Consider the following 25,391-nt stretch of genomic DNA (forward strand, 5'->3'; position numbering starts at 1 on the left):
CACATGCCCCACATTGACATTGCCTATTTCGACAAAGAGCTCACTGAAACACAGCTTGCGCAGCTGGACAAGGATTTAACACAGGTGATTTGCACCTGCCTTAAGGTCCCAGCCTCAGCTGTATCCATCGGGTTGGAACCGGTCGCGCCCGACGTCTGGAACACCCAAATCGCTCTCCCTCGCATCGTGACCCGCGCTGCCAGCCTGCTCCGTCAACCCGACTACCCTTTGCCTAAGCCCGATACAGCCCATCAGACGAAAGACATATAGATGAAACATTTTGATACTGATCATGGTCTGACATTTAAGTTCCAGACCGAAGTCGCGGATGCGCTGGCCGAAGGCCAGCCAGTCGTTGCATTGGAATCAAATGTCATCACCCACGGGCTGCGGTATCCGCATAACATTGCTGCGGCTCAGGACATCGAAGCTGCCGTGCGCGCGAACGGCGCAGTCCCTGCCACAATCTTCATCGAAGACGGCGCGATTGTATATGGATCAGACCCTCAGCGCCTTGAACGCTATGCAACCTCAGACGGCATTCCCAAAGTCTCCAGTCGGGATTTGCCTTTTGTGCTTGCCAATCGCAGTCCAGGCGCAACAACGGTTGCCTCCTCTCTGATCTGTGCCCAATGGGCCGGTATCCCGATCTTTTCGTCCGCTGGTATTGGTGGCGTGCACCGGGGTGCCCAGGACAACATGGATGTTTCGGCTGATTTAATCCAATTCACTCGCAGCCGGGTCACAACGGTCTGCGCTGGGGCCAAGATGATTTTGGATCTTCCGCTCACGTTAGAGTTTCTTGAAACCCACTGCGTGCCGCTCGTCGCTTATAAATCTGATGATTTTCCGGCGTTTTTCTGTGAAACGAGCGGTTTGAAGTGTCCCCAACGCATGGATGACCCGCACAGCATTGCCCGTGCGATCAATTTGCACGCTGCATCCGGCGCGCCGGGAGGCGTGGTGGTCACCGTGCCACCACGTCCCGAGGATGCGATCCCGACACAAGTCGCCGAAGATGCGTTAGCAACAGCATTGAAGCGCGCTGAGAGCGCAAACATCGTCGGGCCAGGTCTGACCAAATTTCTTATGCGCCAGCTAGAAGAGGCAACAGGTGGTCAAACAGCGCGTGCAAACGCGGCAGTGTTGATCAGCACCGCAAGCGCCGCTGCAGAGATTGCCGTGGCCCTTGCCGCTGATACCCCCAAGAGCCCTTCGATTTTTCACACCACAACACGTTAGGACAGATAGATGAGTAGAGATCTTCTTTTCCAGCCCACTTCATATGGGAACATTAATGTCGCCAATCGGCTGGTCATGGCCCCGATGTCGCGTAACCGCGCAACGGTTCAAGGCCATGCGACTCCGCTTATGGCCAAGTATTATGGCCAACGCGCGACCGCCGGCTTGATCATCAGTGAAGGCATGCACCCCTGTCAGGTGGGGCAGGGCTTCGCAAATGCCCCTGGTCTTTTTACCGATGAACAAGCCGCAAGCTGGCGTCCGGTTACCGAAGCGGTACACGCTAAAGGTGGCAAAATTTTCGCACAGATTATGCATGCGGGACGCATCGGCCATCCTGCTCTTTACCCGTCAGCGCATGAGTCTATGGCGCCTTCGGCCATCGCCGCAGCCGGCACCACCTATACGCCCGAAGGAATGCTGCCGTATCCGTGCCCCAAAGAAATGACACTGGCCGACATTGAACAGGCGATAGCAGATCATGTTAAAGCCGCGCGTCTGGCGATGGACGCCGGTTTTGACGGTATCGAAATCCACGCCGGCAATGGGTTTTTGATCCATCAGTTTATGTCACAAAACACCAACCAAAGAAGCGATCAGTTTGGTGGAAGCTTGGAAAACCGTATTCGCTTGGCACAGCAGCTGATCAAAGCTTGCGTTGCTGAAATCGGCGCTGATCGGATCGGGGTCCGACTATCTCCGGCGAACCCTTATAATGACATATCAGAGGGAGATACACCTGATATCTATGGCGCTTTGGTCCCAAGTCTGCCAGCAGATTTGGCTTATCTTCATGTCATGGAGGCCAACAACCGCGATATGACACAACAGATCCGCGATTTGTGGACAGGGGCTTTGATCGTCAACCCGCATGCAGATGCCCAATCCTGGCCCGCAGGTCCCGAAGTGGTGCCCCCTCTTCTGTCCAGCGGCCTCGCTGAAGGTGTGGCACTTGGGCTTTTGTTCCTCGCCAACCCAGATTTGATTGCACGCCTCAAAAGCAACGCAGAACTCAATCTGCCGGATGAAGCAACCTTTTATGGCGGCGACAGTCGGGGTTATACGGATTATCCCACTTTGGATCAGCTTGTGGTCGCAGAATAAATGAAAGCTCAGCGCCGTGAAGAGGAGACACGGACCGGCGCTGTTGTTTCTGCTGGTATGATATGATGCACTGCCCGTGTGGTCATGCTATTAAATGTCAGGTTCAGAGTTCGTTCAGCCTATCATGATGGTTTTCAATCGAGGCCATGTACGCAAGGCCTTCGTCTCCTGTCTTTTGCAACGCTATAAAGGCAAGCAGACGCAAGACGCCCAAAACGCTGGAACAACTATCAAAAACATGTTCATTTCCGATCGGGCAAACAGTCGTCCATCGTGCACGATGGGCCAGGCTAAGTGAACTGGAATCCGCGATTAAAAGAATATCGACACCGCTGTCAGCAAGAATGTCGATACATGCGCGAAGCTTGCTGACAATGCGGCGAATGCCAACGATGACAACCTCATCGTCTTTGTTAAACCCGGCAAGATGTTCGGCACTGGTTTCTCCGGCCCCAGAGATCAGGCGCGTGCCGGGACGAAATTGCACAAATTGCCAATGTGCATATGACGAAAAAAAATGGCTATTGCGCATGCCAAGGAACCCGATTTGTCGTGCAGCCACCAAACGCTCGGCAGCGTTTTCGATGGTATTCCGGTCCAGATTGCTAAAAGGATTTTCGACGATCTCTGCCTCTTTCCGCGAAAAGTTTGCATTAACATCAGTAGGTTGGTGGGGTTTCCTTTGCCCGATCAGGTTCAAGGGAGACCCCTGACCGGATTGATCGCGGGTCTCACGACGCGTGGCATCATAGGTTTCAAAGTCAAGGCTTTTGACAAAACGCGTCATCGTTGAATTGGAAACATTTGCCATCTGGGCAAGATCAGACGCCGAACTTAGCAGCGTTAGCACCGGATTATCCAATAGCAGGTCAGCGATCTGTCGCTCTCGTCGCGTGAGCCCGTCATAGGCGGCAATCATCTATTGTCTCAAACTGGTCATGCGTCAGCCGCAACATCCTGTGCGCTGCCTGTCAAGCAAGGTCGTACGCAAATTTCCAAAATGCTTAATTTTCCAATAAATTTTTACTTTGAGAAAATATTTCCAAAACCTTTTTTCCTCGTCTACCCACCAAAGCGATCACCAAGAAAAGGTGTTTCGCATGAACATGACGACCTCCGAAACCGGGACTAAACGTGTAGACACCGCGGTAACGCTGAGCGGCGTCAACAAGTGGTATGACAATTTTCACGTATTGAAGGATATCAATCCTACGGTGAAACGTGGTGAGCGCATCGTGATTTGTGGCCCTTCAGGGTCGGGAAAATCCACCTTGATCCGCTGTATCAATTATCTGGAAACGCACCAGACCGGCTCTATCAACGTGGATAGGGTTGAGGTGTCTCAAACTATGAAGAATGCTGGCAAACTGCGTCGCGATGCAGGCATGGTGTTTCAGAGTTTTAACCTATTCCCCCATTTGACCGTGTTTGCCTCAACGGAGGGTGTTGAAACGCAGCAAGGAAGAGGCGCGTGAGATTGGACTGAAGTTCCTTACCCGTGTGTGCATTCCCGAACAGGCTGATAAATATCCGGGTCAATTGTCTGGCGGCCAGCAGCAGCGCGTGGCCATCGCACGCTGCTTGATGCTTTTGATGTACCAACCTTGGCGCTCGATCCGGAAATGGTGGGCAAAGTGCTTGACACTATGATCCAACTGGCCCGGACCGGAATGACGATGCTGTGTGTGACCCATGAGATGGGATTTGCCCGTGAAGTTGCAGACCGGGTATTTTTATGGACGCCGAGAAGATCGTTGAGGAAAATACACCCGATGCGTTCTTTGATGGGCCCCAATATCATTGATTTTACTGACCTGATGCGCTGGGGCAAAAAAATCGCCAACAGCCAGGTGCCTGAGGCAGAGCCCTTTATTGTCTTCCCAATCGTTGCGTTGATTTATTTCGTGCTTTGCTTCCCGCTTTCTCAGTGGGCCAAATCCATGGAGCGAAAACAAGCTCTGGGAAAGTCCCGCTGATCGCAATTTTTGTCGTCCAACAGAAAGGATAACACTGTTTAGCAAATTGAATTACCGCTCTTTGCAGGCGCGGTCAGCGTGATGGGACTTGCCTCGGTTGCATCGATGGCGGACCAGTTGACAGAAATTCTGGACAAAGGAACGATTGTAATTGGCGTGCCGGAAAATTCCCCACCCTTTGGTTTAGTTGGCGCCAGCTTTACATATGAAGGCTATGATGTCGATATTGCCAAGCTGATCGCCGAGGATCTGGGTGTCACGCTGGAGCTGAAGCCAATCACCTCAAAACAGCGTATTCCATTTCTGACCTCAGGTACTGTTGATCTGGTCGTCTCCTCCATGGGAGCCAACCCAGAACGCGCGAAATCAGTCTGGTTCTCATTCGCTTATGGCCGTTCTTTTCCGGCGCATTCGCTGCGCCCGGGATTAAAATTTTTTCGCCTGAAGACCTCGTGTGATTGAAGGCAGGTGTGACCGGTGGAACCATCGAAGATCCTGAACTGTCCAAAGCCTTGCCAGAAGGTGCTGAGCTGATCCACTTTGGCGACAATGCAGCAACACTGTCAGCCTATCTGGCTGGTCAGGTGGATGTGCTGGTCACCGGGAACACGGTTGCCGCCAAGCTGGCTGCCGGCAACCCGGACAAGGCGCTGGAAACCAAGTTTGTCGTTCGACAGTCTCCGGCTTTTATTGGTGTGAAATCTGGCGAAGCGAACATGCTGCAGTGGGTGAACGTCTTCGTTCTGCATAAAAAACTAGGTGGCGTTCTGAATGACCTGTCGATCAAATGGTTAGGGCAAGAACTTCCCTATCTGCCAAGCCTTTAAGCGCATCGCGATAACTGAACAAGCGGCCAGAGACACTGGCCGTTTGTGTTGCGCAAACATGCAGGTCCCCAAACCGCTTTTGGCGCTGGTGGCCTGAGGTTAATCTGTCGTGGGTCAAAGTTCACCTTGAAGCCGTCGGGTATGATCGTTGATTTCAGAAACATCCCGCGTGATGGCGCGAAGCTGGGATCGAATATCCTTTCCGGTGGCCGGATAATTCCCGTCAAGCGCCGCAGTGCCGATTGTGAAAGCTGAGGAACCCGCGGCCTGTACCTCAGCGATACGGCCTTTGTTGTGGATGGATCCCGCTATGATGACAGGTTTGTCAACGGCCTCACAAACCGAAGTCATGAGTGATTTTACGTCACCAGTTGAACGATAGGCCAAAAGATCCAGACCATGCACACCCTCCAAAGCGGCAAGTTTCTTTGCACTTGCAACGATTTCGGCAATCGAACCCTCTAATACGCTGGGGTGGCCTGTAATATTGCCGGGGAATGGATAATATTGAATGCCAGTCTCTTCTAAAAGTGGCAACACTGCAGACGCATTGGTGCCTCCCATCAAGATATCAACACCAATCTCAATCGCGACCTTCGCGGATCGAACCTCGCTTTCCTTGTCCAATGACACAACTTCAAGATAGCTGGTGGCGCCGCTGTCCTTGATCCTCTGGTTCAGCGTCTGCAACCGGCTTATCGGCAGCCCGACATCTTTGAAGCCTATATGACGAATGCCCTCAGCAAGCGCCGTTTCTAGACGCTGTTCGGCATCGTCAACGGTTTTATCATCGCGGGTCAGCATAAAAATAAATCGCAGTCCCATCACAAGGCCTCCTTCAGTTTTGATGCAATCAGCTGGTTGGCGTAAGTGATGGCTGTCTCCAGGCTGGTAGAGACTGCGATGCCTTGTCCGGCAATGTCGAATGCTGTCCCGTGATCCGGGCTTGTGCGCACAAACGGGAGTCCAAGCGTGATATTCACGCCGTTTTCGAGCCCCAGATATTTGACTGGGATAAGGCCTTGATCGTGATACTGAGCCACCACAATATCAAATTCCCCCTGACGAGCGCGCATAAATACAGTGTCACCGGGCCAGGGCCCCGAAGCGTTGATCCCCTCGTTGCACACGGCCTTAATCGCAGGTGCGATGATTTCAATCTCTTCACGGCCAAAGAGGCCACTTTCGCCGGCATGGGGGTTTAACCCTGCGACGGCAACACGCGGGGTTTCAAAGCCAAGTGCAATTGCGCCTTGGTGGGCCAGTCGAATGGCCGCCATCTGTGCCTCAAAAGTTGCCTTCTGAATCGCATCAAACAGAGAGACGTGAATGGTGACCAAAACGGTGCGAATGACATCATTGCCGAGCAGCATCGCCACACGTTCTGCGCCGCTCAACGCCGCAAGAATTTCTGTGTGACCGGGGTATTTAATCCCTGCGGCTGACAGTGCAGATTTGTGGATAGGGGCCGTCACAATGCCGCTCACTTCATTTTGCATGGCACAGGCGACAGCTTTGACAATCGCATCGTAGGCAGCTTTGCCGCTTGCGGAACTCACATCCCCAAATTGAGGCAGAGTGTCCAATGCACAGCATTGAAGAACTTCAATTGTATTGGGCGCAAATCTTGCGTCTCCGATGGATTGCACTGACCGCACAGACATATCAACATTGGCGATTTTAACGGCACGTTTCATGACAGCGGCGTCGCCAAACACAACAGTGTGCAGGTCGTCGGGTTGTCGGCTGAGACTCTTGGCGACAATCTCTGGGCCGATGCCTGACGGATCGCCCATCGTGATGGCCAAAGGTTTGGAGGAATAGATCATTGAGATACCTTCAAATGACGGTCTGAAGGTGATCATAGATGTCGGAAATGTGTAAAAAAGCGATATTCTGTAACGAATTATGGTGATAAATAGTCACCAATGAAGAGATCAGATATACCCTCGCTTGATGATTTGCGCGCTTTTGCATCCGTGGCGCGGCATGGATCGATACGCGGCGCTGCAGATGAACTTGCATTGACACATGGCGCTGTCAGTCGGCGTGTCGCCAAACTCCAACGCGATCTTGGTCTTCGCTTAATTGAGGCGGACGGCCGTGGGATCGCAGTAACGCCTGCCGGGAAGGAACTTGGCACAAGCACGGTGCGGGCTTTCGCAATCATTTCCGATACACTTGCAAGTCTGCAAGCAGGGGAGGATGACGGCGCGGTTGTGATATCTTGTGAACGCTCCATTGCTATGCGCTGGTTGATCCCAAGGCTCAGTCAGTTTCAAGACGAACATCCCGAGGTGCGGGTCCATTTATCAGTGGGGGGTGGTGCTTTTGATTTTGCAACCGAAGGCACAACACTGGCGTTGCGCCGTATGGACTTTGCTGTCGCCCCGGATTTGGATGTGACCTATCTTGCAGACGAAAGGATGGGCCCTGTCATGCAGGCGGAAATGGTCGCGGAGTTTCGCGCGGGGCATTTTATTGGCTTGGGGTCAAAAACCCGCCCCAATGCATGGGATGAGTGGATCAGATTGAATCCTGACGCCCCGCCCCCAAAGGAGCTCAGACTGTTTGACCATCACTTTCTGATGGCTGAAGCTGCGGCGAGTGGTCTGGGCGTTGCATTGGCCCCTCAATTTGTCGTGATGGACGATATCGATCGAAATAGGCTTGTTGCGCCGTTTGGGTTCATCGCGGATGGCTCACATTATGGCTTGATACAGAAAAAAAGTGATCTGCAGAACACAGCCGCTCAGAAATTGGCGAAATGGATACGTGATGAAGTGTCTGCGTCGCAACCCTGAATGCGATAGCTTCAGCGCGTTCAGGGTTGCGCGACTTTGTAGACTATTGATCTGTAGGTATATCTTTTAGCCACTCGATGAACGCAGCTGGAGCCGCGCGTGTGGTATTGCGTGGTGCCGTAACCGCGTAATAGCTCGCCCCTGTGGCAATCTGAGGGCCAAAGGCCACAAGGGTGCCATCTTGTAGGTCCTGTTTTACTGTTGCCAATGGGACCAGCCCGATCCCAGCACCAGAGCGCACGGCTTCTAACACCATGTAGTAGTGTTCAAAGACCAAACCCGGGCGATCCATCGCAATCGATATCTTCGCTTTGTCCAGATACGCCTGCCAAGCGCCACTGCGCGTCGAATGGCCAATACGTGTCTCCAGATGTTCACCAGCTGCACGCACAGCAATCATATGTTCATCAAAGAGTTTGTACGCATCAAGGGTACGCCAGCCGCCATGACCACGTGTGATGACAATATCCAAGACGGAAGGGTCCCATGTAACTGGATCTTTGTGATCACTCCTAAAGTCTGCATCAATGGTCTCAACACGCACGTAAACCCCGGGGTAGGCTCGACGAAAACCAGCCAGCAGCGGTGCCAGCCAGCGTGATCCCAACGAGGGTAACACCCCAAGCGTTAAAGTGCCTTCTGTAGAAACAGTAGCGCTATCGCGCGCGGCCTCGACAAGATCAAGAGCCAAGCGCGCAGCTTCGGCCAAACGCGCCCCATCTTCAGTGAGCGAAATGGTCCGTCCCCGGCGCGCAAAAAGCGCGATGCCTGTCTCAAGCTCCAATCGCTGAATGCGCCGAGACAGGGCGCTTTGAGAGATACCAAACTCTAAAGCGGCTTTGGTGAAAGAGTTATGGCGCGCTGCTGCCTCTAAAATAGGCAAAGCGCCGAAGATTAAGATGTTACGTCCGTCATTTTGCATGCGTTTAGCTCATGTATAAGTTCTATTCTGTTCCCAATTTATGCATGTATAACCCACGCCAGTTTTAACTCAAACGGAGGATCGTACCATGCGCCCGTTCCATCTGGCATTCCCTGTAAGGAATTTAGACGCTGCAAAAGTGTTTTATTTTGAAGTGCTTGGTTGCAAGCCGGGGCGAGAAATCGCGGGCCACTGGTTTGATTTTGATCTATTTGGGCACCAAATGTCTGCGCACCTTCAAACCGATGCACCACAACCACATCAAATGTTGGGGGAGGTCGCTGGTGATTGTGTTCCAATCCCACATTTCGGTGTCGTTTTAGACATCGAAACTTTCGACAAATTGGCCGATAGGCTGGCCCGTAATCCTGATACGGATTGGATTCTCAGACCCAAGAAACGCATGCGAGGTGAGCCCGGAGAACAGGTCACTATGTTTGTTCGGGACCCATCAGGTAACGCCCTAGAGTTCAAAGGCTTCGCAGAGCAAGCCTCACTTTTTGCGATGTGAGATACTCAATGAAAATTCTACAAACTCCCAAAAGAAACGGCATACGTGATGAAGATCGACTAACCGTTGCTGTCGCACAGATTGCCCCCGTTTGGTTGGATCGCAGGGCAACTCTGGCCAAGGTGGAAAAGACCATAGCCGTAGCTGGAGCGCAAAACTGCGATCTGGTCACATTTGGCGAAGCAATTGTGCCCGGATATCCCTTCTGGATCGAACGTACAGATGGGGCACGGTTCAATGATCAAAGACAAAAGACTCATTACGCCCGATATCTTGATCAGGGTGTGAATATCGAACGCGGCGATCTCAACGGTGTTGTGTCAGCCGCAAAGCGACATTCGATCGGCGTCTATCTTGGCATAATGGAACGCGCCCCGGATCGCGGCGGCCATAGCCTTTATTGTTCGCTGGTATATATCAACGCACAGGGACGGATTGCGTCTGTTCACCGGAAACTGCACCCAACCTATGAAGAGCGGCTCGCATGGGCGCAGGGCGACGGTCATGGTTTGGTCGTCCATGATTTAGGCCCGTTCCGCGTCGGTGGTCTGAATTGTTATGAAAATTGGTTACCTTTGGCGCGCTCAGCGCTTTATGCCCAAGGCGAAAGCTTACATGTTTCAGTCTGGCCGGGCGGTTTGCATAATACTTCAGATCTGCCGGTATTTATTGCGAAGGAATCGCGCAGTTACGTCATCGCCTGTTCAGGATTGATGCGGGCGGAAGACTTCCCTTCGGATACACCCGATCTGGATATGATTTTGGCTGATGGGGCTGAAATTATCTCCAATGGCGGATCCACAATTGTAGCACCAGATGGAAGCTTTTTGATCAATCCAGTGCTCAATCAAGAGGCTCTGATCGTTGCTGAGATCGATGCGGGGTTTGTTCGCGGCGAACGTCAAAACCTGGATCAGGCTGGGCATTATGCGCGCCCCGATGTGCTTCGGCTAGAAGTTTCAAGGAAACGCCAAAGACAGATAGAATTCCAAGATTAAGCGTTGCTGGGCGGTAGACACCAGCGCCTTAGTCCGCACTATCTGCCGCCGCTATCTTATAAGATCATACATAATTGGCTCTGCAGCCGAAATCGAGCGCAATAAATCCCATCTGTTGTAAGTGGGGTGGCTGACAGGAAGACCTTCGAGCGCTGTCGCATCGGGGGGCATCGCCTGTTGCCTTATATCAGGCAATAGATCTTTATTCCTTTGTTTCATATCAATTTTCAGAACTAATCTTCATTATACTCAAGCTCGCCAAGTCGCCAAATGGATATTATAAGGGTTTCAAAGCGCGTTTTCGTGATGAGTTCTTAAACGGTGAAGTCTTTTACAATTTGGGAAGAGCGTACATCCTGGTAGAACAATGTGGAAACACGACAACAGGAAATGACGCCGCAGTGTTCTGGGCTACCGCTTGCTTGCGTCAGATACCATCATCCAGATGGATCCAAGGCCAGTCATGCACTACCAATCAAATTGGGCCACACAAGTGGGGCCGATCTGCCGCATGAGGCCCCAAACTATTGTAAAAATAACAATTTGCAACAAAGGCGTATTTCGCGCATCGAAACTTTTATGTAGTAACAATTCGGTGAAGTGAACGTGATATCGACGGAATGCCGAATGATACGCGTTTAGTTGTTTCTGCCCCATTCTTGCCCTCATGGGTTTGTATCGGAGCGGGTGTCATGCCGGGTTTTTGGTTTGGCGAATGGGAATAAACTTGGGTTGCAGCGTGGCTGCATGGATACTGAAAAGGTAATTCTATGTCCTTGAAAAATGTTTACAAAACAGCTTCTGGTGCCTTTGGCGTTGATGGGTATTCTTTTAAACAAAAAAACCTGCTCAAGCGGCTGGACAAATTGGACAACAAGGGCATCTGCCAAGGTCTTTGCCTGTGTCATGCCGGCATGGCGAAACAGGGCATCAAATTCAAAGGTGGCGGAGAAACTGGCATGCATTCGCTGTTTGAGTATGCCAATCACGCTCAGCAGCATTTTGAGACAATGGGCAATCCGGATGATCTCAATGGGGTCACGGCAATGTACAACCACTTGTCGAGAAACTTTCACCTCAGAATTAAAACGATACGTGAGTTCAGCTGTGCGCCTGGCGAAGTCGCGAATATGACCCAATGGGCCTGGGGGCGCGCGCCGGGCTATTTCCAGATTCTTCTGCCCAATCACGTTGTGTCCTTCCACCTTGGAGATGGCGTGAACTATTTTGACCCGAACTACGGCATGAGCGAATTCAACACGTTCAACCTGTTCGAAAACTTCATGGGTTTCTATCACACTCACCCTGATTTTTTGACCGCATATGGTCTTGGCCATCCGATGCCGTCGCCGCGACCTGTTTTTGTGGTGGGTTTGGAATAATAAAACGTTGCGCTGATTTAGGGCGTCTATCGGGCGCTCTGGATAGCGAGGCTTGAACAAGAAAGTGGAGCGGTTTTGCAACAGGCATGGCGATGTTCGATTGTGATGTTTCAGGGGCGAGAGATCCTTGAAAAGCGAGCGGACGGGGCGGTGGCGCAGCAGGCTCTGGCCCATGAAGCTAGAATGCTTGAGAAGCTGGCCGGACTTCATGTTCCAGAGCTGATTTCGTTCTCACCGGATCGGGCTGTTTTGCAGCGTGCCTATGTTGCGGGTCAGCCCCTGTCTGAATTGCGGCGCGAATACTGGACGCGCGTTTTGGATCAGGTCGAGGAGGCTTTGGTTCGTGTTCACGCCTATGGTTTTGTCCATGGGGATCTTAGGCCGGACAATATTATCGTGTCTGAAAGCGCCGTTTCCCTGATTGACTGGGAGCACGCTTTGCATCTGGGGATGGTGATTGATCAGGTGCCTCATCGTGCGGTGACGCCAGGCTTGTCACACCCCCGACTGATTTGGGGGCATGGGGTGGTTGATACAGATCTCGATGTTTATCCGATCGATCAGATGCGGCGCAGGGCAAACGAAAAAGATGAGTATAGGGCGTCAGAAAAAGCGCCGGAAAAAATAACTGGGCCCGTTTAACGTATTGAGTAGGCCGGTTTTTGGGAGCCATGCCGCATAGGCGGCTGAATGAAGGGCATGACATGAGCGAAGCAGCGATTTTGATCAAGCTTGTCGTGGACAAGAAGCAGGAGTTAGACGTTGCCGATTTCACCCTGCGCGAGGTCCTGTCTGAGATCCCGGAGTATCGCGTCACGGTCTATGATCAGGATACGGCACTGGATGTACTGGTCGGGAAACCCGTCACGCTTGAGTTTGTCGAGGATGTCTATTCCGATGCAACGCCGCGGGATTTTGCGGGGCTGATCATGTCGGCTGAGCGCGCTGTGGATCGTTCAGGTTCGCCGGTGCTGAGTTTGTTGATCCAGCCGCGTCTTGCGGTTTTGGGGTTGAGCGTGCACAGCGCGATCTACCAGAAGAAGGATGCGGTTGATATCCTGAAGGAAGTCCTGGCCCGTAACGGTCTGTCCCGCGTGACGGTGAGTGGTTCCAAGGGGAAAGCCAAGCGCGATACAGTTATTCAGTTCAATGAAAACGACCTTTCGTTCGTGCGCCGTATTCTTGCCGAGGAAGGTCTGGCCTTTTACGTGCATGATGGCAAATCCGCAGAAACACTGGTTGTCCATGATGTGCAAAAGCCCTTTCCTAAAGGAACCGAGCCGCTGAAGCTGACCGATACCGAGCTTTCAGATGTATCCCGCGTTGCGGCAGAACGCCTGAACCTGCGGCGTAACTTGCGCGCCGATAAGGTGGAGCTGACGCATTATGATCCTGAAAAGGCTGATATGGCCACGGCGGGGCCCAGCATTGCGAGCGAGGCCAAGACCACCGAGACGCCGAATGTCATGGAGTACCGGCATGTCACCATTGGCGATCTTAAGGCAGCAGAGCTGAAGGTTCTGGCCAGCGCCGAACAGCGGCCAGAGCTGGCATTGACCGGGCAGTGCGAACATCCGGCAATGTATATTGGCCAGGAAATTGATGTGGCCAGTACCGGGTCGTCTGATATTGCCGGGCGCTATATGCTGGTGGGGCTGACTTATGTGATGGTGCGCGGCAATGCGCTGTCCTGCCGGTTTGAGGCCGTTCCAAGCAGCCATATCCCAGCCCCTGAGCGCCTGCCCAAGCCGTTGATCGCTGGGGTGCACAATGCAATTGTTGTTGGTAGCAGCAGCGCCAAGGCCGGGGATGTCGCCTGCGATGCGATGGGACGGGTACAGGTTCGGTTTTTCTGGGACAAATCCAGCAATCCGAGCGGTTATCTTCGGGTTGCGGAACCTTATGCGGGCAGTGGCTATGGCGCGCAGTTCACGCCGCGGGTCGGGCATGAGGTTCTGGTGTCATTCCTCCATGGTGACCCGGATGCGCCGGTTATCACCGGGCAGCTTTACACCGAGAAGAACAAGCCGCCTTTTGCGGAGAAGAATACCACCAAAACCGGGCTGCGCTCTAAGCTTGAGGGTGATCCCAATGAGCTGGAGTTTGACGATAAGGAAGGCGCAGAGCTGATCGGCCTACGGGCGGCTAAGGATTTCGAGCTGATCGTGACGGAAAATGTCACCCGCGATGTGAAGAAACTGGACACGACTACAATCGGTGAGGATTGTAAGCTGGACATTGGCAAGACCTGGGACATCAAGGTTGCGGATGCACAGACAAATTCGGCCAAGAGCCGAAGTTCCAAGATCACCAATGCCGAAGACGTTAGCGCCAAGGAAATTACCTTGTCAGGGTCGAGCAAGATCACGCTGAAGGTGGGGTCCTCCAAGATTGAGCTGACCTCCAGCGGGATCAAGATCGACGCACCGCAGGTGTCTGTTACGGGTAAGAGTAAAGTGGAGGTCAAAAGTAATGCCTCGCTTGCCTTGTCCGGTCTGACCAGCAAACTGGAAGCGAAAACCGCGCTGGATCTTAAAGGTTTGAACATAAACGCAAAAGGTAGCGTTATGGTGAAGGTTGAAGGCCCAATGGCCGAGATCTCCGGAAGTGGCATGCTCACCCTCAAGGGTGCCATGACAATGATTAACTAGGGTTAAGCGATGCTACGTAAACTTCCTTTTGATACCAATGTTGAAGTCCTCAAACGTTTTACCCTTACAGAGGAGGGCGCGGCTGTTGTGACGCCAGAGGGGTCCCCGGAAGCCGCTATTGCCGCGTTGTTTCAAAACGGTCAAATGCCTGACATGGTGAATTTTTTCGCTCATGGCATGCCCCCGCGCGAAGGCGTGTGCTGGGCGATTGCCGTACATCATGACTTGCAAAAAAATATTACTCATCATGATCTTAGCACGTTAGCCATGGCTGAAAAATGGGTACGTGATCCCCAAGAGGGAACTCGGATCAAGTTGATGCATGAGGGCGAGCAGCGCGACAGTTCCGATCCGCTGAGCTGGCTTTGCAATGCGGTGGCTTGGAACGGGTCTGGCAGTATGGGGCCGGTGGATGGTCCTGTTGTTCTGCCGCCTGCGGGACTTCATGCGTCTGCCCTGCTGGGGGCGATTGCGCTTCTCGCGGGGGAGACCGAGGAAAGCTATCAGGCGGTGCTGGAAAGTGCCTATCGCCGGGGTTTGGAAGTCGCCAAAGGCGGCTGGCCGCTATCTGTAGAAGAAGGAAAACTGTGATGGCCGGACCTCCCGCAGCTCGAATTACCGATACACATGTATGTCCAATGGTCACAGGCGTTGTGCCCCATGTGGGCGGGCCGATTTCTACGCCATCTGCGCCAACGGTATTGATCGGCAAACTGCCCGCTGCAGGTTTGGGGAGCATCGCCGTGTGTGCTGGCCCACCTGATACGGTTGTTAAAGGCAGCGCGACGGTTATGGCCTCTAAAAAACCTTTGGCGCGCATGGGCGATACCTGTGCCCATGGTGGCGCAATCGTTATGGGCTGCGTCACGGTTTTGGTTGGAGGTTAAAGATTAACCTTCTGAATGGGCCGTGACCGAGTTGCGGCCACTCAACGTAGCTTTTTAGGTCATTTGTCCACAGTTTTGTGAGTGATGCTCCTGTTTTTGCCGCAAACGAAATCGAGCGGTAACCAAACATTAATTTATCCGTCCGAGCATCCGGCAGGGCGAGAACAGAGAATACCGATGAAGGGTAATATGCCACTATGATGTCCGTAAGCTGGCTCGTGTTCCGCGAGGTTTATCTGAAGATCATTTTGTCCGTGCTTGCTGTGGTGGCGGCCATGCTGGTGCTGCAGAATTCGTTAAATCAATTGAAGCTGCGCTCGCTTGCTGCGGAGGCGACGTCTTCGCGCTTGCAGATTTCAGCGTCCACGATTGAAACCGCTATTGTCCGGGCTGAGGGGTTGGGTCTTGCGATGGACGAAATGGAAGGGCTCGCCGATCTTTTGGACCGGGAGCTCAGCCGTGATGGCAGCATCGCAAAAATCTCCATTGTGTCCCCAATTGGCACGCCCGTTTTCCAGTCTGGTGATGCGACTTTACCGCAGGATGAAGTCGAGGACATGCTGCGCCGTATTATGGGAACGCGTGATAAGGTTACCGTGTTTGATGCAGGTGAACGGCTTTACACGGGGCGTCTTTTGTTTGACTCCAGCGGTGTGGTGATGGGCGCCGTTATATTGGCGACACCCACCGAAAAGTACCTGGCACAGGCACAGGGCGCATTTGCGAAGATGCATCTTTTCGCACTGATTATCTTTGGTTGCGTTACCGCTGTGCTGGTACCTTTTATCCTGTTTCAGTTCTCTGGCCTGAATTCGGCCTTCCATGCGCTGGACCCTGCGCGCCTTCTGGGTGTGAAAGCGAGGGCAGCTGTGGCAGTTGACACCACCGGTGTCCAGAGCGCGATTGATGCAGGCAACGCGGAATATGCCGCAGCAGTAATTGAATTGGATGAACTTTTGGCCGAAGCAGACTCGAAGAAGCGCGAGACTTTGGAGACGCCGGCATGAGCGTGACAGATAAGCCGGGTGAAATGTCCCTGATTTCTGGCTTTTCACGCCGCCTCTTCCTTAGTACGACATTGGCCATGGTTGTGGCTGCTAGCCTCAGCTTGATGCTTACGGTTGTTGCATTTAACACGGGTCTTCGCCCTTATCTTCTGGACAAGGCACGCGCGGTTGCGGACGCCGTTCAGTATGATGTTGCCTATGCCATGGAAGTTGGCATTCCATTTGAAGAAATCCGCGGCCTTGATGAACATATGGCCGCTTTGGTCACAGAGCACCCTGAGGTCAGCGCGCTGCGGGTTGTGCCCTCTGATGCTGCAGCAGCCCTCACAGATATGTCGGCAGAGCAGGCGACTTTTGTGACAAAAGAGCCTCTGGGCGTTGGGTTGGTTCAATCTCTGCGCGATGTGGCTGGTGTGGTGTTTAAAACCGGCTCTGCATTTGAAATGGTCTATGTTGATATCGTATATGACGGCCAGGTCTTAGGTAAGGTTGAGGCAACGATCGATGAGGGATATCTTGACGGGAAGATGACTTCGGTCTTCTTTGACACGTTGGTGATCCTGATCGCGGTGTCTCTTGTCGCGCTTGAGGTCATCGTGGTGCTGTCAACATCGCAGCTGACAAGGCCTTTCCATATGGTGGAGCGGGCGGTGAATGGCCGTGCGGGTGGAGATTTGCGCCAGTATCAAATCGGCCGCGGTAAAGGGCGACTTGCACGGTTTATCGAAACCATGAACGAGCAAAATGCGCACTTGAGCACCAAGTTATCGCAGGCAATCAACAATGCGCGAGATGCTGTTTTAACCTCCCGTCTTACCGTCTTTGGTGAAAAGACCAGCGTGCTCAAGACCGATCCAGCGCAGAAGGCGTCGATCATCGATGCGCGTATTCCGCTGTTTGTGTTCTGTTTCGCCGAAGAACTGCAGAAATCCTTTTTGCCACTGTTCGTAGCTGAGTTCCACAGCGAGAGCGACCTCTTTGCGCGTGACATCATGATGGGTCTGCCAATCTCGGCCTTCATGTTTGTGATTGCGGTTTTTACGCCTTTTGCCGGGAAACTGGTGGACCGTTTCGGCAATAAGACACTGTTCCTCTTTGGTTTGCTGCCTGCTGTTTCTGGTTATCTGATCTGTTTCCTCGCCCAAAGCGCCAATGATATTCTGTTGGGTCGGTCGATTACCGCTGTGGGCTATGCGGTGATTACGATCAGCTGCCAATCCTATATTGCAGCTGTCGTCACCGCAGAAAATCGGGCACGAGGCATGGCGATCTTTGTTGGTGTCCTGATGGCGGCTACAATGTGTGGTACAGCTATTGGTGCCATTCTGGCCGATTGGCTGGGCTATAAAATGGTCTTTATGGTCGCGACGGTTTTTGCCCTGATTGCCGGTCTTCTAGGCTGGCAAATGCTTGGTACAGATTTACCCAAGCCGGAAAAGAAAAAGTCTGCAGCAGGCGGTAGCCTGATTTCTACGCTGATGCGCAATAGCCAATTTGTGCTCATCGTGTTGTTTTGCGCGATCCCAGCCAAGGTGATCCTAACTGGTTTCCTTTATCTCTTTGTGCCGATCTATCTTGCGAGTCTGGATGCGACCCAATCTGAAATCGGTCGTGTGATGATGCTTTATTCACTGATTATTATCCCGACCAGCCCGCTGGCCTCTGGTTTTGCAGATCGGTTGGGCAAGAACCTCTGGATGGTGATTTTTGCCACGATCGCCTCCGGTGTTGTACTGCTCGGTCTTTATCAAAGCACAAGCGCGGCAATGGTTCTGGCCGTGGTTGCGGCCTTGGGCGTTGTACATGGTTTCTTGAAGGCACCGCTTATCGTGGCTGCGATGGAGGCTGCCGAAAAAAGTGCTGATATCACACGCACTGGTGCACTTAGCCTGCTGCGCACGAGCGAGCGGATCGGATCGGTTATTGGTCCAGTGATTGTGGCGGCGCTGCTGGTCTATCTGGACCATGGAGAAGTGGCGGCAATCCTCGGAATTTCAGTGGCCGTACTGGGCATTGTCATGGCGATCTTGTCCTTTAACCGCGGGAGCTCTGCTGCGCATGCGTCTTCTTAAGCATTTCCTGTTTGTATTGGCGCTGAGCGCGCCCATCGCGGGAGTATCCTCTGGACTTTCTTTGGCCGACGGGGCGAATGTGGCAAATATCCACATGGTCGTTTGGCGCGGTTGCGAAGAGGCCTGCAAAGCATTTGTCCGTTATTTCGAGGATCGCGAGCTGCCAGTTGACGTGAAGGTTACAGATGTCGGCCGCAATCGGGATCTGCTGCCTGAGATCCAAGAGCAGTTGAAAGCAGAGCGACCTGATCTGGTGGTGACTTGGGGTACAAGCGTGTCGCGCGGACTTCTGGGAACGCGCTCCGATTATGGAACAGCCTCGGCGCTGGGGGATATCCCTGCCATTTTTATGATCGTTGCAGACCCAGTAGGATCCGACATTGTGCAAAGCTACGAAGAAACTGGTCGCCCCATGATTTCTGGGGTGCGCAACCGGGTGCCCGAGGATGTTCAGCTGCGGTTACTGTTTGAATTTAAGCATCCCCACAAGCTGGGGATTCTCAATCACCCCGATGAGCTGAATTCCAGCCTCAATACCGGCAAACTGCGTTTGATCGCTGATGATCTGCAGTTTGAGTTGATCGAAGAGCTCTACCAACCTGAAGAGGACGGCAGTGTCGATGTAGATCAGATCCCGCTGGCGATGGCGCGGCTTAAGGCGCATGGAGCAGAGGCAATCTATGTTGGGTCCAGCTCCTATAATTTGGAGCATCAGGACGCGTTTGTGGCGGCTGCAACAGAGCTTGGTTTGCCGGTGTTCAGTGCCTATACGAAAATGGTCCGAGAAGGTGGCGCCTTGATGGCCGTGGGCACCAGTTATGCCAACGTTGGCCGTCTCGCGGGCGTCCAAGCCGAGAAGATCGTGCTTGGGGGGGAGGCGCCGGGCGAACTGCCAGTGACCTCACTCAGCCGATATTCTGTAATCGTAAATATGAGGCAGGCGCAGCGTCTGAATATTTATCCACCGTTGTCGCTTTTATCTGTCGCGGAAGTTGTTCGCTAAGCTATGTTCGGTTTTTTGGATATCTCGATGTGGAGTTTTTGTGTTTCCCTTAAGTGTCGGGAGGTCATTTAATTGAATTTCTTTGTGTGTGCAGTATGCGTTTGTTAAGAATTTCTTGACCAAGGTTATAAAAATAAATGCAAAAGTTTGGAAACATCCCTCTTGAACACTTGTGATGGGTACATAGGATGGTTTATGCGAACACAAAATCGTGAGGAGTGTCATGGCTGATATTTTAGCACCGATACCGGGTGATTCTCCTTATGGTGTTTTCCTCAAAGGTGAACGTCAAATCTACCGTGGATTGCGAAATGCCTTTAATGGTGCGCAGGCGGCGTGGCGTAAATATTCTGAAACTCCGGATGCGCTCGCGGATTCCGAAAACCAGTCGGCGAATGCGGTGGCGTGGGAGGCGCTGGCCGAGCAGTGTGCAAGCTGTTTGTGCGAGACATCCAAGGATCTGGAAATCCTGTCTTGGTATGTCGCTTCGAAGCTTCATGGCCACAAACCGTTTGAGAAGACCCGTGATGCTTTGGCGGCAATGGCGGATCTTTTGGAAACAGGCTTTGAAAATCTGCAGCCAAACCCGCCCGTTGAAAAGCTGCGTGGTGACACGGATGAGGTTAAGGCGGCTGAAATTGCGGAGCTGCGTCTGCGATCTTTTGTTCAGCTTTTTGGTGAGGTCGAGGGCAGCGGTTTGCTCAATGCGCCGCTCACGAACCTGCCCCTCATTGGCGAAGTTACCTTTGGCAAGTTCCTGCTGGCGGATAAAGACGGCAATCTGGAGGAGCTGAAAGCGGAGGTTATGGCCCATATCGGTGGCGAAGGCCAGGCGCTGACCTCCAAGATTGAAGCTCTGCAATCCATGCACGACTTAATCACTGGGATTGATAAACGCGTCAAAACCTACGCGACGGCCCATGGTCAAACGCCGCCCTCTATCGGCTATGGTCTTCGGCAGATCACGGATATGCTGAGCGCAATTCAGCGTTTGGTCGAAGGTCTTGGTTTTCCTTGGCCAGGCGAAGAGGCGATTGCCGAAGAAGGCGCGGCTGAAGAGAGCGTACAACCAGAGGAGCAATCCAACACAGGCGAAGTGCGTGCCCCTGCTGCGACAGCTTCTGGCGGCCGATTTAATCCAACTGGCAATGTGGCCAACCGGAAGGATGCGCTGAAAGCGATTGCCCAGCTTGCAACCTATTTCCGGACAACTGAGCCTCATTCGCCGATCTGTCTGCTGCTGGATCGCGCGGTGCGCTGGGGCAACCTGAGTGCGGCAGAACTCTACCGTGAAATTCTGTCTGAGGGAAGCGTTGGCATGGCGCAGATGGCGTTGATGACCGGCCTTGAAAGCCAGGGGTTCGCTGACCGATACGGTACCGCAGGTGCAGGTGCGTCTGGCGGGGTGGAGCATCCAACGCTCGACAATTATGCTGCGGCGCTGCCTGTGCCTGCGGCCACCCCATTGAATTCGGTGCCGGCTCCAGCCGTGCCCGTCCCGAGTGCTGCGGCATCTGCCGCTGTGCCTTCCGCTCAGGCCGCTCCTGCGCCTGTTTTGGAACCTATTGAAATTCAAGAAGAAAATGCCGAAGTTTCCGGTGAAGTCGAGGATTTTCAATGGTAATTACATCCCTTAAGTTCACTCAAATCAAAAGGTGATATCATGGCTGGCGTATTTATGCGTGTTGATGGAATTGATAGCTTCAACGGTATGGCAAGCGTGAAGGAAATCGCAGGTAAGAAAGGCTTCTTCCCGATCTCCGATTATAAAATGGGTTACTCCCGTTCCATCTCTATTGCGGTTGGTGCTTCTGGCGATGCGGAAACCGGCATCCCCGCGCTGAGTGACATCGAAGTGGCGCGCGAACCAGATGCGGCCTCCGCGATCCTTGAGACATTGTTTTTCGCACCGGGCGACAAGGGTAAAACCTTTGAGCTGGTTGAAACCAAAACCAAGAACGATGGCGCGGGCATGATCCCTGTCCGTGTGATAACGATGGAAGAAGCGCGCCTGTCTTCTTACAAAACCGAGCCGGGCAAATGCAAAATGACCCTTGCGTTCACCACCCTGTCTGTGACTCATTACTATGAGACCACTTCCGGTGCGGTTGAAAAAGGCGATGTCGTTAAGTTCGACCTGCGTACCGGTGAACTGGTTTCTGGCAACCAGGCCGCTAAAAAATAACGCTTCCGAGGAGGAACGCCTATGGCATTGAACGCTCAGCAAAAGCGGGTTAGCAAAAACCGGGTCAGCATCACCTTTGATGTTGAAGACGGTGGTTCTGTTCAGAAAAAAGAACTCCCGTTCGTCACGGCGATGATCGGTGGCTACTCTGGTGATCGTCAGGATAAAGAAGCGATCGAAGATCGTACCTTTTATCAGGTTGATAAAGACAATTTCAACGATGTGATGGCACGTGTTGGTCCTGAACTGACCTACACAGTCGAGAACAAGATCCAGGATGATGGTTCCGAGTTCGAGGTGAACCTCGATTTCAAATCCATGAAGGATTTTGAACCCGATGCGATCGTCGACAAAGTAGAGCCTTTGAAGAAGTTGGCTGAAACGCGTGAAAAGCTGATGACGTTGGTGGCGAAGGCGGACCGCTCTCGTGATTTAGAGAAAGTCCTGAAGGAAATACTTCAGGACGCTGATATGGTGAAAGCACTGGGCGAAGAGCTCGGCGTTGAAACAAGCACCGAGGGAGATGCGTAATGTCTGAGCAAGAAGCAGCAGGCGCAGCCGAGGTAAAAGAAATCAGTCTTCTGGAGCGTGCGCTTGAAGCCACGGTCCAGACACCTGAGGATACAACCAAGGAACTGCTTTCGGTTCTCACCTCTCAGGCAATGGACGGCCAATTGGTGTGGGATCAAAATGTCGGCATGACCATTCGTAAAACGGTGGCCGAGATTGATAAGCTGATGTCCAAGCAGATGTCTGCGATCATGCAGAACGACAAGTTTCAGCGCCTCGAAGGATCCTGGCGCGGCGTGAACAAGATCGTGCGTGAGACCGAGCTTGGGACTCAGCAAAAGATCAAGCTGGTTGACTACGATAAGGAAGAATTGCTGGAGCAGTTCGAAGATGCGCCTGCGGTAGACCGCAGCCCGCTCTTTGAAGCGCTGTATCAGGATGAATTCGGCACCGCTGGTGGTGAACCTTATGGTTCGCTGATCGGAGACTATTACTTTGGGTATGGCGACGAAGATGTCGCGCTGATGACCTATATGGCGGAAACCGCCGCAGCCTGTCATGCGCCTTTTATTGCGGCAGCAAGCCCTGAGATGTTCGAGTACAACAGCTTTGAATCCTTTGCCGAAGGTCGCCCGGTTGCAGCAGGGTTTGACAGCCCGGCCTATGCGGCTTGGAACGGGTTCCGTGATAGCGACGAAAGCCGTTATGTCACTCTTACCCTGCCCTCTACGCTAGCGCGTCTACCTTATGGCGCAAATGGCGGTAAGGCAAAGACCTTTGATTATCACGAACTGGCAACGGATGCGGACGGAAATCAGCGCCCTGCTGACAATAGTGAGCTGGTTTGGTCCAACGCGGCTTATCAGATGAGCCAGAAAATGAACGACGCCTTCACCGCCTTTGGCTGGTGTACGGCGATCCGTGGTATGGACAATGGTGGTAAGGTTGAGCAGCTGCCAAACCTGATCTACAAATCCGACGCTGGCGACACGATGCAGGCCTGCCCTGTGGAAGTGAACTTGACGGATGAGCGTGAAAAAGAGCTTTCTGATCTCGGTTTTCTGCCGCTGGTTCACTACAAGAACACCAGCCATGCTGTGTTTATCGGCTCACAGACTGCACAGCGTCCGAAGGAATATATTGACCCTGACGCGACATCTAACGCCGCGATTTCCGCACGTCTGCCTTATATCATGGCAGCCAGCCGGATTGCCCATTACCTGAAGGTCATGGGGCGCGATATGCTAGGTTCTAACCTTGAGGCAGGCGATATCAAAGCTGATCTTCAGGCTTGGATTGATCAGTACACCAATGGCGGAGCCATGGGGAACGCTGAACGGTCGAAAACCCCATTGGCTGAAAGTACGATTGATGTGATCGAACAGCCGGGCAAGCCTGGCGCTTATTCTGCCGTCGCTTACCTGCGTCCGTGGTTGCAGCTGGAAGAGCTGACAACCTCCGTACGTATGGTCACCAAAATCCCGGGCGGTTGATGGTGCAGGTGTGAACCTTTCGGACACACAAGACATATCGGACTCTGTGGCGCTAACTGCGCCACAGACCACTTTGGCGGAAGAGCAGCTGCTTGAACGCTTGCTGGCGCGGTTTGCCTCCGTCGAGGCCCTGACATCCCATGTCCGCAGACTGTGTCTGGATATTGAGGATGTACTGAACGCTCAGCTCAACGAAATCATCGAAGCGCCCAAGTTCTGTGATATGGAAGCGCGATGGATGGGCTTGGCTTCGGTTGTCTGGTCCAAGGACAGTACACCCGCGATCAAGATCAAGCTGCTGGATCTGAGCTGGGACGAGTTGTCGCGCGATCTCCATTACACCAGCGAAACTCGCCGGGCGGTGTTGTATAATCTACTGGGTCAGCGGGAGTTGGACACATTGGGTGGCGAGCCCTTTGGTATTGCTTATATCGACCACGGTCTGTCGATGAGCCTTGATACGGAATATGACGATCTCTTTACAGCGCAGCTTATCTGTAGCCTCGGAGAGGCGTGTATGTGCCCGATTGTCATGGGTGTGGGTGAGGATTTTTTTGGGGAAAATGACGCGGCGTGGTTTACGGATGCGAGACGGATTTCCAATGTTCTCAATGGAGAAGAGTATCGCGGCTGGCAAACCCTGCGTGAGCTGCCGAATGCGCGGTTTCTAGGGCTTGTGATAAACCAGACTCAGCTGCGCGGCGCATATGAGGATCTCGATATAGGGTTCCGGTTTCATCAATGGCCAAGCCAGAGCCGGGGGCTCTGGGCCTCTGCCGGATATGATTTTCTGCGCAGTGTGATTGCCGAATATCGCCGTTGCGCCTGGTTTGGGTTTCTCAAGCTTGTGACCAATGAACCGGGTGTAGGGGCGGTCCTGGAAACCCCCGATCATCCTATCCCTAAGGCCTGTTTGCGCCATCATATGCCGATGGTGCGTATGACCCGCAATCTGGCGCAGCATTATTCCGAAAGTGGCTTTATCGCACTGGCTGAAAGCACAAAAAACAACCTGCTGTATTTTGTTGGCAATCGCACGGTGACCGATTGCAAAGGCTCTGGCCATGCCGAGGTGGTGACCCAGCTGCAATCGGTGCTGATTGCGTGCCGTATCGTTCATTTCGTCAAGGTTCAGATCCGGGCACTGATCGGGCAGGTGAAGACTGCTGCCGAATGCGAAGCAATATTGAACAACTGGTTTGACCCTTATGTGTCGCCCTCCAGTTCCTCAACCGAATTGCAGGCGCGCTATCCGCTGCAGCGGGCTCGGATTCAGGTCTCTGAAAGCCCCTCTGACAGTGCCCGGTTCAAATGCGAAGTTGTGGTACGGCCGCAGTATCAGATCGACGAGGTGATGGGGGATATTGTCCTGCATACGGACATTGGTTCTGGTAAATTGGGTGAGGCGGCATAGATGAGCTTTGCATCCGCGTTTCTGGATCAGGGAGATGACGATCTTGAGCATGACGTTCAGGTCAATATCGCCACACTTTTGCAGGCGGTTTCGCCGGAATGTGCAGCGGGTGTTAACCTGCCGAATGTGCAGGCGTCGATCCTGTGTTATGGTATCCCGATGCATTGGGCCTTGGCCGAAGGTCGCAACAGTCGGCAAATGCGCAGCACGCTGAAAGAGCGGCTTATGGCCTTTGAGCCTCGGTTGAAAACCGTTAGCGAAATTGACCTCCAGGAAGATGACCAGAAGAACACAGTAAAATTTTTTGTGTCGGGCACCGTGAAAGATGGGGGTATGGCACAGCCGATTGAGGTGGAAACCCGGCTTTCACGGCTTGATCAGCACATAGAAGAAGGGCTCTAGT

General features: G+C 53.0%; 26 protein-coding genes and 1 pseudogene. 23 read left to right on the forward strand and 4 right to left on the reverse strand.

Annotation, left to right across the window (positions count from 1 at the left end; translation table 11 throughout):
* Nucleotides 1-3: 3 nt before the first annotated feature.
* From BLP79_RS08095 to BLP79_RS08105, 3 genes are read left to right on the forward strand one after another with little or no spacing between them, the layout of a single operon-like run.
* Nucleotides 4-270 (forward strand): tautomerase family protein, encoded by a 267-nt coding sequence (locus tag BLP79_RS08095; protein WP_090217968.1) that lies wholly within the window; start codon nucleotides 4-6, stop codon nucleotides 268-270.
* Nucleotides 271-1,242, forward strand: a complete 972-nt coding sequence (locus BLP79_RS08100; RefSeq protein ID WP_090217969.1) for a pseudouridine-5'-phosphate glycosidase — start codon at nucleotides 271-273, stop codon at nucleotides 1,240-1,242.
* A 9-nt stretch (nucleotides 1,243-1,251) separates the two neighbouring features.
* On the forward strand, nucleotides 1,252-2,346 hold the full coding sequence (locus BLP79_RS08105) for an alkene reductase (RefSeq protein ID WP_090217971.1): 1,095 nt from the start codon (nucleotides 1,252-1,254) through the stop codon (nucleotides 2,344-2,346).
* Between the two features lie 103 nt (nucleotides 2,347-2,449).
* On the opposite strand, the gene BLP79_RS08110 is transcribed toward BLP79_RS08105, so the two are convergent.
* Nucleotides 2,450-3,265 (reverse strand): MurR/RpiR family transcriptional regulator, encoded by an 816-nt coding sequence (locus BLP79_RS08110; protein ID WP_090217972.1) that lies wholly within the window; start codon nucleotides 3,263-3,265, stop codon nucleotides 2,450-2,452.
* A gap of 181 nt (nucleotides 3,266-3,446) precedes the next feature.
* Between BLP79_RS08110 and BLP79_RS08115 the strand changes: the two are divergent.
* The 3 genes and pseudogenes from BLP79_RS08115 to BLP79_RS20145 all read left to right on the forward strand — a co-directional run bounded on the left by BLP79_RS08115 (nucleotide 3,447) and on the right by BLP79_RS20145 (nucleotide 5,149).
* Nucleotides 3,447-4,150, forward strand: a pseudogene (locus BLP79_RS08115) (amino acid ABC transporter ATP-binding protein).
* Between the two features lie 253 nt (nucleotides 4,151-4,403).
* Nucleotides 4,404-4,784 (forward strand): transporter substrate-binding domain-containing protein, encoded by a 381-nt coding sequence (locus BLP79_RS20140; protein ID WP_269799318.1) that lies wholly within the window; start codon nucleotides 4,404-4,406, stop codon nucleotides 4,782-4,784.
* An 8-nt stretch (nucleotides 4,785-4,792) separates the two neighbouring features.
* Complete coding sequence (locus BLP79_RS20145; RefSeq protein WP_211477625.1) at nucleotides 4,793-5,149, forward strand: type 2 periplasmic-binding domain-containing protein; 357 nt, start codon at nucleotides 4,793-4,795, stop codon at nucleotides 5,147-5,149.
* A 114-nt stretch (nucleotides 5,150-5,263) separates the two neighbouring features.
* On the opposite strand, the gene BLP79_RS19650 is transcribed toward BLP79_RS20145, so the two are convergent.
* Complete coding sequence (locus BLP79_RS19650) at nucleotides 5,264-5,974, reverse strand: nitronate monooxygenase family protein (RefSeq protein WP_170830467.1); 711 nt, start codon at nucleotides 5,972-5,974, stop codon at nucleotides 5,264-5,266.
* Nucleotides 5,974-6,978, reverse strand: a complete 1,005-nt coding sequence (pdxA, locus tag BLP79_RS19655; protein ID WP_170830468.1) for a 4-hydroxythreonine-4-phosphate dehydrogenase PdxA — start codon at nucleotides 6,976-6,978, stop codon at nucleotides 5,974-5,976. The genes BLP79_RS19650 and pdxA overlap by 1 nt, the downstream gene beginning before the upstream one ends.
* Nucleotides 6,979-7,077: 99 nt before the next feature.
* Here pdxA and BLP79_RS08135 point away from each other — a divergent pair, with 99 nt between their 5' ends.
* Complete coding sequence (locus BLP79_RS08135) at nucleotides 7,078-7,953, forward strand: LysR family transcriptional regulator (protein WP_090217976.1); 876 nt, start codon at nucleotides 7,078-7,080, stop codon at nucleotides 7,951-7,953.
* A gap of 43 nt (nucleotides 7,954-7,996) precedes the next feature.
* On the opposite strand, the gene BLP79_RS08140 is transcribed toward BLP79_RS08135, so the two are convergent.
* The gene (locus BLP79_RS08140) at nucleotides 7,997-8,875 is read right to left on the reverse strand and encodes a LysR substrate-binding domain-containing protein (protein ID WP_090217977.1); all 879 of its coding nucleotides are present in this window, start codon (nucleotides 8,873-8,875) and stop codon (nucleotides 7,997-7,999) included.
* A gap of 88 nt (nucleotides 8,876-8,963) precedes the next feature.
* Between BLP79_RS08140 and BLP79_RS08145 the strand changes: the two genes are divergently transcribed.
* The 16 genes from BLP79_RS08145 to BLP79_RS08220 all read left to right on the forward strand — a co-directional run bounded on the left by BLP79_RS08145 (nucleotide 8,964) and on the right by BLP79_RS08220 (nucleotide 25,390).
* Nucleotides 8,964-9,386, forward strand: coding sequence for a VOC family protein (locus BLP79_RS08145; RefSeq protein WP_090217979.1), 423 nt, complete (start codon nucleotides 8,964-8,966; stop codon nucleotides 9,384-9,386).
* Nucleotides 9,387-9,394: 8 nt separating this feature from the next.
* The gene (locus BLP79_RS08150; protein WP_090217981.1) at nucleotides 9,395-10,384 is read left to right on the forward strand and encodes a carbon-nitrogen hydrolase family protein; all 990 of its coding nucleotides are present in this window, start codon (nucleotides 9,395-9,397) and stop codon (nucleotides 10,382-10,384) included.
* Nucleotides 10,385-11,154: 770 nt separating this feature from the next.
* Complete coding sequence (locus BLP79_RS08155) at nucleotides 11,155-11,766, forward strand: hypothetical protein (RefSeq protein WP_090217983.1); 612 nt, start codon at nucleotides 11,155-11,157, stop codon at nucleotides 11,764-11,766.
* 42 nt (nucleotides 11,767-11,808) lie between these two features.
* Entirely contained in the window at nucleotides 11,809-12,408 is a 600-nt protein-coding gene (locus BLP79_RS08160; RefSeq protein ID WP_332835863.1) for a phosphotransferase, read from the forward strand.
* A gap of 62 nt (nucleotides 12,409-12,470) precedes the next feature.
* Nucleotides 12,471-14,417, forward strand: a complete 1,947-nt coding sequence (locus BLP79_RS08165; RefSeq protein WP_157843971.1) for a type VI secretion system Vgr family protein — start codon at nucleotides 12,471-12,473, stop codon at nucleotides 14,415-14,417.
* A gap of 9 nt (nucleotides 14,418-14,426) precedes the next feature.
* A complete protein-coding gene (locus BLP79_RS08170; protein ID WP_090217987.1) occupies nucleotides 14,427-15,008 on the forward strand; it encodes a DUF6931 family protein in 582 nt (193 codons plus the stop codon).
* A complete protein-coding gene (locus tag BLP79_RS08175) occupies nucleotides 15,008-15,304 on the forward strand; it encodes a PAAR domain-containing protein (RefSeq protein WP_090217989.1) in 297 nt (98 codons plus the stop codon). The genes BLP79_RS08170 and BLP79_RS08175 overlap by 1 nt, the downstream gene beginning before the upstream one ends.
* A 197-nt stretch (nucleotides 15,305-15,501) precedes the next feature.
* A complete protein-coding gene (locus BLP79_RS08180) occupies nucleotides 15,502-16,311 on the forward strand; it encodes a hypothetical protein (protein ID WP_090217991.1) in 810 nt (269 codons plus the stop codon).
* Nucleotides 16,308-18,383, forward strand: coding sequence for an MFS transporter (locus BLP79_RS08185; RefSeq protein WP_232716407.1), 2,076 nt, complete (start codon nucleotides 16,308-16,310; stop codon nucleotides 18,381-18,383). The genes BLP79_RS08180 and BLP79_RS08185 overlap by 4 nt, the downstream gene beginning before the upstream one ends.
* Nucleotides 18,370-19,386 (forward strand): ABC transporter substrate-binding protein, encoded by a 1,017-nt coding sequence (locus BLP79_RS08190; RefSeq protein ID WP_090217993.1) that lies wholly within the window; start codon nucleotides 18,370-18,372, stop codon nucleotides 19,384-19,386. Before BLP79_RS08185 ends, BLP79_RS08190 begins: the two co-directional genes overlap by 14 nt.
* Nucleotides 19,387-19,609: 223 nt before the next feature.
* Nucleotides 19,610-21,010: a type VI secretion system protein TssA gene (locus BLP79_RS08195; RefSeq protein WP_090217995.1), complete on the forward strand. Its 1,401-nt coding sequence runs from the start codon at nucleotides 19,610-19,612 to the stop codon at nucleotides 21,008-21,010.
* A gap of 39 nt (nucleotides 21,011-21,049) precedes the next feature.
* Nucleotides 21,050-21,571 (forward strand): type VI secretion system tube protein Hcp, encoded by a 522-nt coding sequence (locus BLP79_RS08200; protein WP_090217997.1) that lies wholly within the window; start codon nucleotides 21,050-21,052, stop codon nucleotides 21,569-21,571.
* 21 nt (nucleotides 21,572-21,592) lie between these two features.
* Nucleotides 21,593-22,102 (forward strand): type VI secretion system contractile sheath small subunit, encoded by a 510-nt coding sequence (gene tssB / locus BLP79_RS08205; protein ID WP_090217998.1) that lies wholly within the window; start codon nucleotides 21,593-21,595, stop codon nucleotides 22,100-22,102.
* Nucleotides 22,102-23,574: a type VI secretion system contractile sheath large subunit gene (gene tssC, locus BLP79_RS08210; protein WP_090218000.1), complete on the forward strand. Its 1,473-nt coding sequence runs from the start codon at nucleotides 22,102-22,104 to the stop codon at nucleotides 23,572-23,574. The genes tssB and tssC overlap by 1 nt, the downstream gene beginning before the upstream one ends.
* A gap of 10 nt (nucleotides 23,575-23,584) precedes the next feature.
* Entirely contained in the window at nucleotides 23,585-24,988 is a 1,404-nt protein-coding gene (locus tag BLP79_RS08215; RefSeq protein ID WP_090218002.1) for a type VI secretion system contractile sheath domain-containing protein, read from the forward strand.
* Nucleotides 24,989-25,390 (forward strand): GPW/gp25 family protein, encoded by a 402-nt coding sequence (locus BLP79_RS08220; protein ID WP_090218004.1) that lies wholly within the window; start codon nucleotides 24,989-24,991, stop codon nucleotides 25,388-25,390.
* The last annotated feature ends 1 nt before the right edge of the window (nucleotide 25,391 follow it).

Source organism: Epibacterium ulvae (assembly GCF_900102795.1).
GTDB classification, from domain to species: Bacteria; Pseudomonadota; Alphaproteobacteria; order Rhodobacterales; family Rhodobacteraceae; genus Epibacterium; species Epibacterium ulvae.